The 14,277-nt window shown below is 72.9% G+C and carries 11 protein-coding genes and 2 pseudogenes; 4 read left to right on the top strand and 9 right to left on the bottom strand.

Annotated features, from left to right (window positions below; all coding sequences use genetic code 11):
* Positions 1-125 precede the first annotated feature (125 nt).
* From ABZ851_RS28710 to ABZ851_RS28735, 6 genes are all read right to left on the bottom strand, one after another.
* The gene (locus tag ABZ851_RS28710; protein ID WP_361133382.1) at positions 126-2,441 is read right to left on the bottom strand and encodes a VWA domain-containing protein; all 2,316 of its coding nucleotides are present in this window, start codon (positions 2,439-2,441) and stop codon (positions 126-128) included.
* A 75-nt stretch (positions 2,442-2,516) separates the two neighbouring features.
* Complete coding sequence (locus ABZ851_RS28715) at positions 2,517-3,068, bottom strand: Pycsar system effector family protein (RefSeq protein WP_361133385.1); 552 nt, start codon at positions 3,066-3,068, stop codon at positions 2,517-2,519.
* Positions 3,068-4,126, bottom strand: coding sequence for a hypothetical protein (locus ABZ851_RS28720; protein WP_361133388.1), 1,059 nt, complete (start codon positions 4,124-4,126; stop codon positions 3,068-3,070). The genes ABZ851_RS28715 and ABZ851_RS28720 overlap by 1 nt, the downstream gene beginning before the upstream one ends.
* On the bottom strand, positions 4,119-6,611 hold the full coding sequence (locus ABZ851_RS28725; RefSeq protein WP_361133391.1) for a hypothetical protein: 2,493 nt from the start codon (positions 6,609-6,611) through the stop codon (positions 4,119-4,121). Before ABZ851_RS28725 ends, ABZ851_RS28720 begins: the two co-directional genes overlap by 8 nt.
* 5 nt (positions 6,612-6,616) lie before the next feature.
* A complete protein-coding gene (locus ABZ851_RS28730) occupies positions 6,617-7,465 on the bottom strand; it encodes a hypothetical protein (protein WP_361133394.1) in 849 nt (282 codons plus the stop codon).
* A gap of 96 nt (positions 7,466-7,561) precedes the next feature.
* Positions 7,562-8,233: a Crp/Fnr family transcriptional regulator gene (locus ABZ851_RS28735; protein ID WP_361133611.1), complete on the bottom strand. Its 672-nt coding sequence runs from the start codon at positions 8,231-8,233 to the stop codon at positions 7,562-7,564.
* Here ABZ851_RS28735 and ABZ851_RS28740 point away from each other — a divergent pair.
* The gene (locus tag ABZ851_RS28740; RefSeq protein WP_361133634.1) at positions 8,135-8,368 is read left to right on the top strand and encodes a hypothetical protein; all 234 of its coding nucleotides are present in this window, start codon (positions 8,135-8,137) and stop codon (positions 8,366-8,368) included. The two genes, ABZ851_RS28735 and ABZ851_RS28740, sit on opposite strands and share 99 nt — an antisense overlap.
* Positions 8,369-8,841: 473 nt before the next feature.
* Here ABZ851_RS28740 and ABZ851_RS28745 read toward each other — a convergent pair.
* Positions 8,842-9,072: pseudogene (locus tag ABZ851_RS28745) on the bottom strand (helix-turn-helix domain-containing protein); the annotation flags it as partial.
* A 10-nt stretch (positions 9,073-9,082) separates the two neighbouring features.
* On the opposite strand from ABZ851_RS28745, the pseudogene ABZ851_RS28750 reads away from it, so the two are divergent.
* Positions 9,083-9,274 (top strand): annotated as a pseudogene (locus ABZ851_RS28750) (zinc-binding dehydrogenase); the annotation flags it as partial.
* Positions 9,275-9,371: 97 nt separating this feature from the next.
* Here ABZ851_RS28750 and ABZ851_RS28755 read toward each other — a convergent pair.
* Entirely contained in the window at positions 9,372-9,899 is a 528-nt protein-coding gene (locus tag ABZ851_RS28755) for a DinB family protein (protein WP_361133397.1), read from the bottom strand.
* 348 nt (positions 9,900-10,247) lie between these two features.
* Here ABZ851_RS28755 and ABZ851_RS28760 point away from each other — a divergent pair, with 348 nt between their 5' ends.
* Together ABZ851_RS28760 and ABZ851_RS28765 are read left to right on the top strand one after the other, a co-directional pair.
* Complete coding sequence (locus ABZ851_RS28760) at positions 10,248-12,893, top strand: SpoIIE family protein phosphatase (RefSeq protein WP_361133614.1); 2,646 nt, start codon at positions 10,248-10,250, stop codon at positions 12,891-12,893.
* Positions 12,894-13,130: 237 nt separating this feature from the next.
* On the top strand, positions 13,131-13,622 hold the full coding sequence (locus tag ABZ851_RS28765) for a hypothetical protein (RefSeq protein ID WP_361133399.1): 492 nt from the start codon (positions 13,131-13,133) through the stop codon (positions 13,620-13,622).
* Positions 13,623-13,699: 77 nt separating this feature from the next.
* Here ABZ851_RS28765 and ABZ851_RS28770 read toward each other — a convergent pair whose 3' ends face one another.
* The gene (locus ABZ851_RS28770; RefSeq protein ID WP_361133402.1) at positions 13,700-14,173 is read right to left on the bottom strand and encodes a DUF4118 domain-containing protein; all 474 of its coding nucleotides are present in this window, start codon (positions 14,171-14,173) and stop codon (positions 13,700-13,702) included.
* Positions 14,174-14,277: the final 104 nt, after the last annotated feature.

Raw genomic sequence — 14,277 nt, forward strand, 5'->3', positions numbered from 1 at the left:
CCCTCCCGCATGCGGCCGTATCGGCGGCCGGTTCGTCCTCGGTACGTCTGTGGATTCCTCGCGGCCCGGTGGCCGTGAGGCGGTGTGCGCCCGCGGGCCGGTGAGGCGCCGGCCCGCCCCGCGCGTCACCGGTACGACTCGTAGGTGCTCGCGCTTGTGCCCTCGCCGGCCGCGGGGGTGGCGGCCGTGGTGGTCCGTGACCGGGCCGACCGCGGCCGCCGGACCTTCGTGCTGCGGGTCTCCTCGCCGAGGGAGAGGCTCAGCGCATCGGTCAGCGGGACCTGCCCCCGCGCAGGCAGCCGGGTCCGCCCACCGCCGCGCTTGCGCAGGACCGCTCCGCCCTCGGGGCTGCGCTGGACGGCGTACGGGCCGTGGCTGCGCCGCTCGATGCGCGGGCTGCGGTGCGGCTCGACGACGGCGAAGGCGTACCACTGCTTGTGCCCGTGCCCGGCCGGGTGTTCCGCGACGATGTCACCGTCCTCGGAGACCAGTTGCAGCACCAGGCCGAACGGGTCCCGGCGGATGCGGCGTTGCCGCAGCCAGGCGAGGGCCGCCCCGGCGGCGAGCGCGATCAGTGCGGCGGCGGACAGGAACGCCCACCAGTACTTCGCCCAGATGCCGGGCTCCGGCGTCACCGGCACGGAGAGCGGGGACCGCACCAGCGTCCGGTCGTGGTCGGTGGTGTCGACGACCGTGACGGTGCCGCCGAGCCGCAGGCCGTCGTCGTCGAGGCGGTCGCCGAAGACGCCTTCGGGGGCCACTTCGACCGTCACCTTCCGGGTCCCGGACTCGCCGGGCTTCAGCTCGATCCGGTCCGGGCTGACGGAGAGCAGCCCGGGTTGGACGTCGGCGACGGACAGCCGCAGGGTGTGCCGGGTACCGCTGGTGTTGTGCACGGCCAGGTTCCCGGTGACCGTGCCGCCGGGGTGGACGTCCGCCGGAGGCAGGGTGAGTGCCGTGGTGACGGGCAGCACTCCGGGCGCGATCTGGCCGCTCTCGCTGCGTGTGTCGGCGCTCAGCCCCGAGGCCGTCAGCGTGCCGCTCACCTTCAGTGCCCCGGTGGCGCTCTTCGGGATCTTCACGGAACCGGTGAAGGAGCCATCGCTCCCCCGGGGGTCGGGCCCCTTCCCGTCGTCGGTGAGCCGCAGCGTCTGCGGGGCGAAACCGTCACCGGTCAGCTCACTGCGGACCCGCAGCCCGGCGTAGTCGTGCGGGTCCTTGATCTCGTAGCCCTCGCGGGTCTGCAGGCGCATGGTCACCGTGGCCTGCTGTCCCGCCTGTGGCGACGGCGGGTTCATGGTGAGGGCGCCGCGCAGCTCGCCCTGCCACAGCACGCTGACGCCGACCGGAAGGGAGCGGTGTCCTTCGGGGGCCTCGGCCTTCACCTTCCAGACGCCGGGCACCGGGTCGGTGATCTTCAGCGCCTCGACCGTGTCACCGGCGCCCGCCAGCTCGAATCGCGATTTCCGGTACGTCCCCGAGGTGGGGACCTTGTGGCCGCTGGGGTCGAGGTAGGTGACCGTCACCGCGGGGTCGCTCTTGTCGACCACGATGCTGCCCACGGTCGCCAGCGGCGAGATGCCGATCTCCAGGGTGGCGGGGGGCCGTTCGCTGGTTCCCGGCTGGTAGCGCAGGCAATGGGCGGCGGCGAAGGCCTTCTCCAGCATCGGGCCGACGTCCTTCGCCCCGGAGACCTTGCCGGCCGTCGGGCGGGCGGAGGGCAGTTCGACGCAGCCCTTCTGGTATCCGCCCGCGGCCATCCGGTCGAGCTGCGCCTTGTCGGGAGCGGGTCCGAAGCCCAGCGGCCAGATCTGGACCCCTTGTGCGGCGGCGTTCTTGAGCTCCCGGTCCAGCTGCTGCCTGCCCTCGGCCTCGCGGTGCGCGGCATCGCCGTACTGGGGGCTGCCGGTGACGTCCATCTCCCCGTCGGTGAGCAGGAACAGCACCCTGGGCACCGACGGGTCGGTGCCTGTGCTGAGTTCGTGCACTCCCTGACGTATCGCACTCGGGAAGTCGGTGCCGGTGCCCTCGCTCTTCTTCCGGCTGCGCAGCTTGCCGACGCACCCGCCGATCGACTCGCGTCCCGCCGCGTCCAGCGTGGTCCGCGGGCACACCGGGTCCACGGCCCGCTGGTCGCCGGATTCGGCGGCGGCGAATCCGAAGACCGTGACATGGGAGGACGAGGAGACGTCGCCCAGCGCGATCCGGGCGGCGGCGGCCTTTTCCGCCTTCATGTCCGCGGGCGCGAGACTGGCGGACTCGTCCACCGCGACGGCGTAGTTGACGGAGGCGAAGGCCGGCTTGGACGCCGCCGCCGGCACCGGATCAGCACCGGCGGGTGCCAGCAGGGACACGAGCACCGCGGCGCCGCCCAGTGCACAGACCGCAGCGCGGCGTACCCAGTCCCTTCTTTCCTGCCGTTTTCCCCTGACTGCTCCCACGGCCGTCCCCTTATTTCGTCTCTGCGTCATGTGCGTAGTGGTGCGCCGCCGTCGACGGCGCGGGCCGGCCGCGGGTCAGCGCGCGGTCAGGCCCCAGGCCAGGGCCAGTGCTGCCGAAGGGGCCAGTGCGCCCACTCCCCAGCGGATGGCCCGGTATTTGGCGGCCAGGATCGAGCTGACGTCCACGGCCTGGACGAGCAGCCACCCGGCCGGATCACGCCCTGCCTCGGCGAGCTCGGCGGACAGCCGCGCGAGGTCGTGGGGGGCCAGCAGGTCGCCGAAGAACGTCACCCCGCTCCCCCTGCGGAGCGTGGTGGTACGCGGCATGAGCACCCGGACCAGCGCGGTCACCGCGACCGCCCAGAGCACACCCGCGACCACCAGCGTGAGGTCGGCGGGCCCGTGCCATTCGGGCGTGCCGTGCCGCCCGATCAGGAACGCGGGCAGTGCCAGCGCCCCCGAGAGCAGCACCGCCGCCTTCGAGTCGGCCCGGCCGAGGTCTTCCCGGACCGTGAGCAGCAGTCGTTCCGCGATGCGTTCCCCCGTCCGGCCGTGCCCGTGCAGACCCCCGTCCGGCACCGGCACGACCGGATCGGGGGAGGTGTGTGCGCCCCCGTCGGCAGCCATCAGTCCTCCTCCGCCCAGGACCATCCGTCGTCCCGGCTGCGGCTCCGGCGGCGGGGCGGCTCCGGTTCGGCGTCCTCCTCCTTGGTCAGGGGGGCCCGGCCCCCGGCCCGGGAGGCCGGTTCGCCGGCCACCCAGTCCGGGGTGAACGGCTCGGGCGTCTCCAGCTGCGGGGTGTCCCGGCGGGCGGGCAGTGAGCCGATGGGCCCCTGGACGTGCTGCCGGCCCCGGTTGAGAAGAGCCAGCGCCTGCGACTCCACGTCGCTGGAGTGGATCTGGCCGCTGTCGACCATGTCGAAGAGCCGGTCGACGCGTTCCTTCTCGTCCTGCCTGCCCTCCTGCCGGATCTTCTCCAAGAAGTCCTTGGCGGCCTCGGGTTCGGCCGCCAGCATGTAGCTGAGCTGGTCCAGCTCCCCGCCCTGCAGCATCGCCCGGAACTTGTTCTGGTGCACCCGGGTCAGCTCGGCCGAGGCGTGCGCGTCGCGGATGCCGTCCATGTGGTGGATGGTCCGGTCGTCCACCCTCAGACGGACGTACAGCCGTACCCGCAGGCCGAGTTCGGCGCCCAGGTCGTCCCAGCGCCCGCTGGCGCAGGTACGGGTGATGGCGCGGTCGGCCTGTTCGGCCTGGGTCACCGGGAATTCCGCGGAGACCTCGCGCAGCCGCTCCAGCGTCGGGGCGGTGAGCCGTTTGGCGACATCGGTGACGACCTCGGTCGCGACCAGATGGGGGTCGCTGACGGCCCAGTGGATGTCCACCTCGGCCTTGAAGAACGTGGTGCCGCCGGCGGCCGGCAGCTCCATCTGGAGCGTGGTCTCGAAGGTGCCGAGCGCGATCTCGCAAATGGTGTGCGGCCGGGCCAGCGCCCGCTTGTCGTAGTGCTGGATACCGGAGACGGTGGCCACGCTGTAGCCGCCGTTCCGGTAGAACAGCACCGAGGCCGTCCGGGCACTCGTCTGCCGGAACGGGCCCACGGGTGTGTACTCCCGCAGGAACGGGCCCGCCGGCCCCGCGCCCTGATCCGCGTCCCCGTACGGCGCCTCGCCCTCGTGCTCAGCCATCCCTCTCCTCCTCGCCCGTCCTCTCCCGCGGCGGGACGGCGAGCCACCACAAGGAGCGCGCCTGCGCGTCGGGGAGCGGATTTTCCGGATCGTGCATCATGCGGCGCAGCAGCCAGTCCAGCCGCCGCCGGTCGTGCTCCTGTGTCATCAGCGCGGGCAGCAGTGCCGCCAGACCCGGCTGGGTCCACTGCCCGCCACCCCTGCGCACGGCGGAGCGCAGCAAGGCTTCCAGCGCGTCCATCGCCACCTCCTGCGACCGTGGGGTGTTGAGCGCCGTCCACATCAAGTCCGCCATGGGGCGGACGAGTTCGGGCCGGGTGGCGGCGAGCGCCAGCGGCAGCGGCCAGTCCCCGCGGTCCGCCAGCGGGGAGCCGGGCTCGTCGTTCAGCACCTCGTCCACGGAGGTCACGGCGAGCCGGACGGTGGTCACCAGACCGAGGTCCTGGTACGCCTCGCGTGGATGGTGGGTCCAGTCGGACATCCGCCGCAGCACCTGCGCACCGTCCGGGAGGGCCAGCAGCCGTACGACGTTGAACGAGGCGGCCGCCAGCTGGTCCCCGTTGTCGCGCACCCCGATCCGGGCCAGGGCGTCCAGGGCGTCGTCCATCGTGGCGGCGGCGTTGCCGTAGCCCAGCGCCATCGCCGCGGTCCAGCGGAGCGGCTTCGTCCCGTACCTGCTCCAGTCGTCGACGAGCTTGCACACCGCCTTGCGATGCGTGGCGTGGCCGGCCGCCTGGTCCAGCGTGGTGGCCGCGAAGATCCTGCGGCGTGGCGTGGCCGCCTCGGCGAGCGGCCGGATCAGCTCGGCGTAGCCGTGGTCGAAGTCCCGTACGCACAGCTCCCCGGCGGCAACCGCGGCGCGCATCCACACCTGCGGGCGGGGGTCGTCCGCCAGCAGCCGCAGCCACCGGACGACCGGCGCCCTGACGGGGAAGTGCCGGTCCCAGATCTCGGTCAGCACCGCGGCGGGCAGGGCGGAACCCTGGTACCAGATCAGCTGGGCACCCACCTCGGTGCCGGCCACCTCGACCGTGCCGTCGGTCGCCTCGGCACGCGAGAGTGCCAGATCGGAGTCCGGGTCGTCACAGAACAGCGGGCGTGCGGGCGTGTTGTCCGGATCGCTCTGTACGGAAAGTTCCCAGGTCAGCAGGTGTGCGGCGGTGGCCACGACACTGCGCGAGGCCCCGCCCAGTACGGCGAGCGCGATACGGAACGCCACCGGGTGGAAGAGGGCAGCCGTACCCGGCCGCCCCGCGCCCGGCTCCGTGCCGGACGGGAGGGCGGCCAAGGCCCGGTCCACGCCGGCGAACCATTCCCGGGCCTGGTCCGCGGCCAGGCTCCGGCATCCGGACAGCAGTTCCTCGTACGAGACGTCACCCAGCAGATGCCCGGCCAGCAGCGAGGCGACCAACTCAGCCTCGGCGGGCCGCAGTTCCTGCAGCCCGACGGCGTCCTTGACCGCTTTCCCCGCTGCCAGCTGCTCGGCCCCGCTCAGCAGCTCCGCCACCCGGGGCCCGCCGTCCGGTGTGCCGGCCCGCGCCGTGCCGAGGCGGTCCTCCAGTCGTTCCCGCAGCCTGGTGGTGAGCAGTTCCTGCGTGGGCACGGGCGGGCAGCGCATCCCGTACCGGCCGGCCAGCAGCGGGTTCGCCGCCGATCCGACGGTCACGACGATCACCGCGAACGAGGCGCGCTCGCCCAGGGCCGCGGCCAGCCCGTCCAGGTCCATCTCGTCCGGCGGCAGCGCACCGGGGCCGGCGAGGGAGAGCTCCAGCAGGTACCCGGTGCCGCGCCGTTCCTCCAGCGAGCCGGCCAGCCCCCGTACGTCCGGATCGACCCGCCGCACCCGGGAGCCCGTCCCGGTCTCCGCGCCCTGGTCGCTCTCCCCCCGATCGGTGACCTCGTCGAGGAGCGAGAGGGCGGTGCTGGTCCGTCCGGTACCGGGCGCGGCACCGAGCACCAGCAGCCGGCGGGCCTGGAGCGCATTGCGCAGCTGTACGTACCCCTTCGGTTCCACATGGAGCCGGCGGAGCCGGGTCAGCTCCTCGTCGGGAACCGGCCCGCTGCGCATCCCCGCGTTGGGCTGGCGGGCGTCCATCCGCAGATGGATATCGCCGATATGGGCGCTCTGGATATACGAACGGTCGAAGCTGTTCAGATCCCGGCCGGTGTCGAACAGCATCCGGGTGGAGCGGCGGGCCCGCGAGGCGGCGGCGAGATCGGTGGGGCCGTCCTCGCCCTCCGTCTCGGCGAGCGGATCGCGGGTGTGCTCCCTGAACCGCCCCGCGGCGCGCTCCCGTTCGTTCTCCTTCTCCGCCGCCTCGCCGTCCGCGGCGTCCCCGCCGTCCGCCGCTCCTTCTTCGGCACGCGGCCGGTCGTCGCCGTCCCCGCCCCTGGCCTTGTTGCCCGCTTCGGGAGCGGGGCCTTTGGCCGGCTTCCGGGGTGCGGGTCCCGGGGAAGCGTCCGCCTGCTGCTGTTCCTCGGCCACGTGCCTCAGTCCTTCCGCGGCCCGGCGCCACCGGTGATCCGCCCGATGTGCACGGGCTGCTGGTACACGTTGTCCCGGTGCTGGGACATGTCGCCGTGCACGGTGTAGCGGACGCCGGGGGTACCGGACCGGCCGTCCTCGTCCTGGTCCGTGTCCTCGTCCATGTCGTCGTCCGGGACGTCCGCTCCGGCGGCCTCGGCCGCCGCCTCCCCCCTCCCGGGTGCCGCCGTACCGGCCGGCGGCGGATCACCGAGCGGGACCGCCGGAGCGGGCCGCCCCGGGAGGTGGAACCACGCGGTGACCGCGCCCTCCTTGAGCTCCAGGCGGGCCGGGGAGTAGCGCGCGGGCTCGATGAACTTGCCGCCGCTGCTGACCACGTCCTCGTACAGCGACTCCGAGACCACCAGCACGAGGTCGGCCCGTTCGGCGTCCAGCAGCTGCCTGGCGACGGGAGAATCCGCCAGCCGGCAGGCGAGGTCCACCGCGCGCCCGCTGATGCCCCGGCCGTCGTGCCGGACCGGACCGACGTGCATGCCCACCCGCAGACCCAGGGGGACGCGCAGGGCGCGGTTCTCGTCCCGCAGGCTCTCGTGCACCTCGACCATCCACAGGCCGAGCAGCCGGGTCACGGCGATCCAGCCGGCCACCGACAGCAGCACCCCATCGCCGCGGTCCTCCATGTGGACGGCGTCCCGCGCGACCTTGGCATGGGTGAACGCCGCTTCCAGGACCCGGTAGATCCGGGCGCGCATCCGCGGCTTGTCCACATCGTCGTACTCACCGGAACGCCGGGCGTCGACGCTGATCACCAACTCGTAGCGTGCTTCGGCGACATCCACCGTGCCGTCGTCCACTTCGTGCCCCCTGTCCTGTCCGCTCGCTGTCCCCCTCAGCTTCGGGCCCGGGACCAAGGCCGTCTGTAGCCGTTTACACACGGCCGGGCGTGGCTCTCACTCCTGATGGCCGCCCGCGAGGAGGGCGAGCAGGGCGGGGTCGAGAATTTCCACCATCCGGTTTCCCGTGCGTACGACCTGCTGGGTACGCAGCAGCCGCAGGGCCTTGGCGACGGCTTCGCGGGTGGCCCCGACGGTGGCGGCGAGTTCGTCCTGAGCCAGATGGACGACGGTTCCCACGGGCGAAGGGCCCGGGAGAGAAGGCGCGTAGGGGCCGGCGGGTTCGGCCCGGGAGAGTTCGGTGAGCCGGGCGGCCAAGCGCTGCAACACGGTGAGCGAGGCGAGTGCGGACCGCTCCTGGTCGGCACTGCGGAGCCGGAAGGTGAGCTGGCGTATCACCAGACCGCTGACGCGGGGGTGCAGGGCGAGAAAGCGACGGAACGCGTCGCCGGATATGACCTGGGCCTCCATGGGGCCCAGGGCCCGTACGGTGGCGCTGCGCGGGTGGCTGTCCAACGCGGCCATTTCTCCGAGGAGTTCACCGGGGCCGCGCAGACCGAGTATCAGCCGGGTGGCACCGCGGTCCGTCACCACGGAAACGGTCACCCAGCCCGCAAGCACGATCATTACATGACTGGAGCGGTCACCTTCGGTCAGAAGATGAGCATCGGCCGCATAGCGCTTCCGATTTCCGAGGGCCATTACGCTCTCGTTTTCCTGGACCGTCAGAGCACGCGCGAACGCCAGCTCATCACCGAGCAGCCCCATGGCCATTCCCCCCACGGCATTCCGGATGGCCTGATTTCCACTGTCGTTGATAGTCGCAGAGTGACGCTCACGGGGGAGGTAATCGCGCCATATTGACGGTACTCATAGGTAGATATCGAACTGCCAGGTAGAGCGCCCGCACTCCCGCTGCACTCGTCCCCCTTTCGCCTGCCATCCCCGCCCACGAGGCACCGTGGCTCACCCGTCCCGGCCCCTTCTCCATGGACGACGCCAAGGTCAGGCCGCGCACGCGGACGTATCGGACGCATTGCCGCCCGACGCGGATGCGGTACGAGCGCTTGGCGAAAACTCGGGTTTTCGACGACCGCGCGCCGATTCAGCACACATCAAAGGGAGTCGGCAATTCCACGGATGCCCCTCTTCCCCCAGTGGTTCTTCTTGGACAACCTGACAGCAGGAAGGTTTCAGCAAACCGGAGAGGACCAGGGATACGAAAACCGGCAAAGCGCCCGGCCCGTCTCAGGTGTCCCGTCTCACTCAATCGAGTCGTTCTCAACGAACCGAGTCGTTCGTGAGGTGGTTTTGGAGGGGCCGTCCCGAGCGGAGCCTCAGTCGCTGGGGGCGACCGGCTCGGGGCCGGTGTCGAGCGCTTCGAGCACTGCGTCGCCGTTCGCCCTCGCCCGCTCGGTCAGCATGTGGACCGGATCGATCAGCGGCATCCCGAGCGGGGTGAGCTCCTGCCCGACGCGGGGCGGCACCTCGGCGCAGGCGTGGCGGCGGATGAGTCCGTGTGCCTCAAGCCGACGGAGCGTCTGGGCGAGCATCTTGCGGGAGATGCCGGCCTACCAGGCGGCCGGCATGCGTTTCAGCGGCATCGCGGTCGGTCCCGGTCCGGTCGCCCTGCGAGGTCTCGTCGCACTCGCCGAACAGGGCAAGCTCCGGGTCCACGTGCAGGAGACGTTCCCCTTCGAGCGCGTAGCCGACGCGCACCGGATGCGCGACGGCCATCACCTCCCAGGCAAACTCGCCCTCACCGTCTGATCCTTCAGCGCGCCTCGCGCGAGCCGGCCGGTTCCCGACGGGCCGGCCGGGACGACGGACCGGCCGAGATGTGTGCGCACGAAGCGCCCGGCGGCCCTCAGACCCCCGTGACGCCGTCGATGCTCTCCCTGAGCAAATCCGCATGGCCGTTGTGGCGGGCGTACTCCTCGATCATGTGGACCAGGATCCAGCGCAGCGAAACCCCCTGGCCGCCGGCGAGACCGGCCTCCTGTTCCGAGAGGCTGCCGGTGTCGTCCAGCGAGGCGGCGGCGGTCAGTTCGCGGCTCCGGGCGACTTCCGCGCGCCAGCGGGCCAGCGCCTCGTCGATACCGCGGTCCGGGTCCGGGGTGAAGCCGTCCGCGTTGCCCGCCTCGTGGACCGGCGGGACGTCCTGGCCGGCGAACACCCGCTGGAACCAGTTGCGTTCGACCTCCGCCAGGTGCTGGACGAGGCCCAGCAGCGTCATGGACGACGGGGTCACCGAAGCGCGGCGGACCTGGTCGTCGTCCAGTCCCTCGCACTTCAGCGGGAGCGTGGCGCGATGGAAGTCCAACCAGCCTTCCAGCGTGGCGCGTTCATCGGCCTGCAGGGGCGGAATCGGCCGCCCGTCCGGTGCTGTTCCCATGAGCCACACCTTTGCACACACCAATGACAGGTGACGGGGCGATACATCGCTCCGCAACATGCGGCCCGGGGCCGGAGAGTCGGAAATGGGGGGATGGAGGAAGGGAGGAAGGTGACACGGACGGTGCGCTGCCGCCCGAGCGGTGTGCGCGGCCCGGGAAGGAGGGCTGCGCACTGATCAACAACGTGGGGCGGGCTCCGCGGACGGCGCACGGGGCGACACGGCCGGGAACCCGGCGAGGGAGCACAATGCTAGACATGGGTCATGACGGAAATTTTCGGGCGAGAGGGTGACGGTTCGCAGCCGTCACCACGCTCCCCGGGACAACGGCTCCGCTCGCTGCTGACCATGCACGGCGCGGCGGGCCGGGTGGGCGTGCTGCCGCTCGCCCTCGCGGTGCTCATCGCGGTGCTGCTGGTCATCGCGGCCGTCGTGGCTCCCGTCCGTCCGGCGGAGGGCGCGAGCAGGCAGGAGGTCCGTCAGCGCTCCCTCGCAGGGGCCGCCGCCTTCGCCACTGCGCCGGGAACCCTCGCCGCCATGACATCCCGCGACCCCACCGCGCTGCCGCGGCCCCGGGCGCAGGCACCGCGTCAGGCCTCCGGTGCCGCACCGGCCGCCGGGATCGTGCCCGTCGGGTCCGTGCCTGCCGGGATCCGCGTCCAGCGGCCGGGCGAGCCGGTGGTGGACCAGTTGCCGATGGTGCTCGGCGCCCTTGCCGGCGGACTGCTGGTGGCCGCCGGCGGGGCGGTATGGGTGAGCCGTCGGCAGCGGCGGCAGACGCACGGGCTGTATCCGGCCGACCTGCGGCGGATGTACGAGCACCACGACGCGGTGCTGCACGCCGTACGGGAGGGCGTACTGATCATCGGCAGCGACGGGCGGCTGCTGCTCGCCAACGACGAGGCCCGGCGGCTGCTCGGGCTGCCCCCGGACGCGGAGCGGCGCCCGGTCGCTGACCTGGCTCTGGAACCACGACTGAAAGCGCTGTTGGCCTCGGGGCGGGAGGCGACCGATGAGGTGCTGCTGGCGGGCGACGGGCTGATCGGGGTCAGCGTCCGGCCGACCGCCCCCCACGGCGGACCCGCCGGGACCGTGGTGACGCTGCGGGACACCACCGAACTGCGGGCCCTGGCCGGCCGGGCGGGCCTGGCCCAGGAGCGGCTGAAGCTGATCTACGACGCGGGGCTGCGGATCGGCACCACGCTGGAGGTGGGGCGCACCGCCGAGGAGCTGGCCGAGGTCGCGGTGCCCCGGTTCGCCGATGTGGCCACCGTCGAGCTGCTGGAACCGGTGCTGCGGGGCGATGAACCGGCGGCCGGGGCGGGCACCGACCTGCGGCGGATGGCGGTCCGTGGGGTCCGCGACGAGTCGGCGGTCTACCGGGTGGGCCAGGTGCTCAGGGCGGTGTCCGGCACGCCGATGGCAACGGCACTGGCGAGCGGCCGGCCGGTCCTGGTGGACGATCTGCGCAGGTCGGACGAGTGGCGGCGCCAGGACGCCGAAGGCACCCAGCGGGTGCTGGACGCCGGTATCCGGTCGCTGATCGCGGTACCGCTGCAGGCGCGGGGCGTGGTGCTGGGACTGGCCGGCTTCTGGCGGAGCAGGACCTCCGGCGGCTTCGGGGAAGGGGACCTGGCCTTCGCCGAGGAGCTGACCGCGCGGGCCGCGGTCGCGATCGACAACGCCCGCCGCTACACCCGTGAGCACACCACGGCCGTCACCCTGCAGCGCAGTCTGCTGCCGCAGGCCCTCCCCGAGCAGTCGGCCCTGGAGGTGGCGCACCGCTATCTCCCCGCGCACGCCGGGGTCGGCGGCGACTGGTTCGATGTCATCTCCCTGCCCGGCGCCCGGGTCGCGCTGGTGGTCGGCGATGTCGTCGGCCACGGTCTGCACGCCGCCGCCACCATGGGCCGGCTGCGCACCGCGGTCCACAACTTCTCCGCTCTCGACCTGCCGCCCGACGAGCTGCTCAACCACCTGGACGAACTCGTCACCCATATCGATACCGACGAGGTACCGGCGACGGGCTCCGGCGCCGGTGAGACGGGCGGGGGCGAGGCCGGGAACGAGGGACCGTGGCCGGGCGGCCCCGGCACGGGCACGGGCAGCGACAGCCGGGGGGCGCCGGCGCACCCGGGCCGGACCGGCATCACCGGCGCGACCTGCCTGTACGCCATCTACGACCCGGTCGGCGGCCGGGCCACGCTGGCCAGGGCGGGCCACCCGGGGCCGGCCGTGATCGCCCCCGACGGCACCGTGTCGTTCCCCGAGGTGCCCGTCTCCCCGCCGCTGGGGCTGGGCGGCAGCGAGCCGGTGGAGGTCACCGAGCTCACCCTGGGCGAAGGCTCCCGGCTGGTGCTCTACACGGACGGGCTGCTCGAAGGCCGCGACCGCGATATCGGCACCGGCCTGGAGGTGCTGCGCACGGCCCTGGCGACGGCGGCGGACCGCGCACCGGAGCAGATCTGTACGGCGGTCCTCGACACGATGCTGCCCGAACACCCCGGTGACGACGTCGCCCTGCTGGTGGCCCGTACCCAGTTGCTGGACCCCGGCCGGGTCGCCGAATGGGAGGTGCCCTCCGATCCGGCGGCCGTCGGGCGCATCCGGTCGGCGTGCCTGGGCACGCTGGAGTCCTGGGGTCTGGCGGCGCTCTCGTTCACCACCGAGCTGATCCTCAGCGAACTGATCACCAACGCCATCCGCTACGGGGCCCAGCCGATCCGGGTGCGGCTGCTCTACGACCGTGCGCTGATCTGCGAGGTCTTCGACGGCACCAGCGCCTCCCCGCATCTGCGCCGGGCGGCCACCACGGACGAGGGCGGCCGCGGCCTCTTCCTGGTCGCCCAGTTCGCCCAGCGCTGGGGCACCCGTTACACCCCGGACGGAAAGATCATCTGGACCGAGCAGCCCCTCGACGGCGGCCGCCCGGAGCCCGGCCCCGACTCGGCCGACGACATCCTCGACCAGTGGGACGACGTGCCTGCGCTGTGACGTCGGGGATGTCTGAGGCCTCTGAGACGTCGGATGCACCACGCCGCTGGCCTTGGATGCACCACGCCGCTGGCCTCGGACGCACTACGCCGGTGACCTCGGATGCACCACGTCGGTGACCTCGGCTGCACCACGCCGCTGACCTCGGCCGCACCACGTCGGTGACCTCGGATGCACCCCTCCTGCCCGCTGGCTAAGCTCGTGGAAGGGGCCGAGGATCTGATCTTGGAGGCTCCCATGGTGCAGCTGCCCGAAGCGCGTGATCTGGCCCCCCGGCTCGCCACCGGTGCGTTCATCCTGAATTCCGGGCTGACGAAACTGCGGGCTGACCGGGCCACCGCGGAGGCCGTGCACGGCATGGCCTGTGTGGCGTACCCGTTCCTGGACAGGGTTCCCGCCGAGCGGTTCACCCGGCTCCTGTCCTGGTCGGAACTCGTGGTCGGTGGCGCGCTGCTGGCGCCGTTCGTCCCCACCCGGCTGGCCGGACTGGCGCTGACCGGGTTCTCCGGCGGGCTGGTCGGTCTGTATCTGCGCGTCCCGGGCTTGCGGCAGGAGGGAAGTCTGCGGCCGACCCAGGACGGGATCCCGATGGCCAAGGACACCTGGATGCTGGGCATCGGCCTCGGGTTCCTGGGCGCGTCCGGCCGCCGGCGGCGGGCCGCGGCGGCCCGGCGGCACCGGCACGCGGCGTGCTGCCGGCGCCACCACCGGGGGCGTTGCCGGTGGTGAGGGCCGCGAGGGCCCGGGGTGGGCCGGCCGTGCGCGGGCAGGCCACGGTCAGCGGGCTGTGAGCGGGCAGGCCACGATCACCCGGCCGAGTGCCGTCGGACGCCCCGTACGGCGGCGGCGCAGCCCGCGCCCATGACGCCGGCGAGCACGAGGACCAGCAGGCCCGTCCGGTCCTGTGGCTTGAAGGCCAGGTCGGAGCCCTGGTTCAGCACGAAGCCGTCGTAGAACATCCACGACACCAGGGCCACCCACGGCACCGCGGCCGGGCGGGCGAAGGAGGAGACGGCCGCCGTCAGCAGGGCGAAGACCGCGAGCGCGACCGCGGCGTGCGCTGTCTCCCCGGTCAGCATCAGGGCGGTCACCAGCAGCGCCGTTCCCAGGGCGCCGAGCGGCAGCGCGAGGTCACGGGCGAGGGTGCGGCCGGGCGGGGCCCGATGGGCCGGCCGGGTACGGGGCGGTGCCACCCGCAGGAGGTGCGGGGCGCGCGGGGCGTAGGAGCGGTACGGGCGGTGGGGGCGGTAGGAGGTCGCCGGACGGTGAAGGGTGGCCACGGGGAACACCTCCTGCTGTGGTCCGCGCGGCGGACCGGTCGGTCCCGTGGGCCCGCGGTGGGCCCTTGCCGCCAGAGTGCGCGCGGGAGGCAGTGCGGGAGCCC

This window comes from Streptomyces sp. NPDC047049, assembly GCF_040643995.1.
GTDB classification, from domain to species: domain Bacteria; phylum Actinomycetota; class Actinomycetes; order Streptomycetales; family Streptomycetaceae; genus Streptomyces; species Streptomyces mooreae.

Excerpts from the sequence above, each read along its gene's own strand:
- ABZ851_RS28715 (WP_361133385.1), bottom strand. The coding sequence starts at position 3,068 with ATGGCTGCCGACGGGGGCGCACACACCTCCCCCGATCCGGTCGTGCCG.
- ABZ851_RS28720 (WP_361133388.1), bottom strand. The coding sequence starts at position 4,126 with ATGGCTGAGCACGAGGGCGAGGCGCCGTACGGGGACGCGGATCAGGGC.
- ABZ851_RS28740 (WP_361133634.1), top strand. The coding sequence starts at position 8,135 with ATGACTGGAGCGGTCACCTTCGGTCAGAAGATGAGCATCGGCCGCATA.
- ABZ851_RS28755 (WP_361133397.1), bottom strand. The coding sequence starts at position 9,899 with ATGGGAACAGCACCGGACGGGCGGCCGATTCCGCCCCTGCAGGCCGAT.
- ABZ851_RS28760 (WP_361133614.1), top strand. The coding sequence starts at position 10,248 with ATGCACGGCGCGGCGGGCCGGGTGGGCGTGCTGCCGCTCGCCCTCGCG.
- ABZ851_RS28765 (WP_361133399.1), top strand. The coding sequence starts at position 13,131 with ATGGTGCAGCTGCCCGAAGCGCGTGATCTGGCCCCCCGGCTCGCCACC.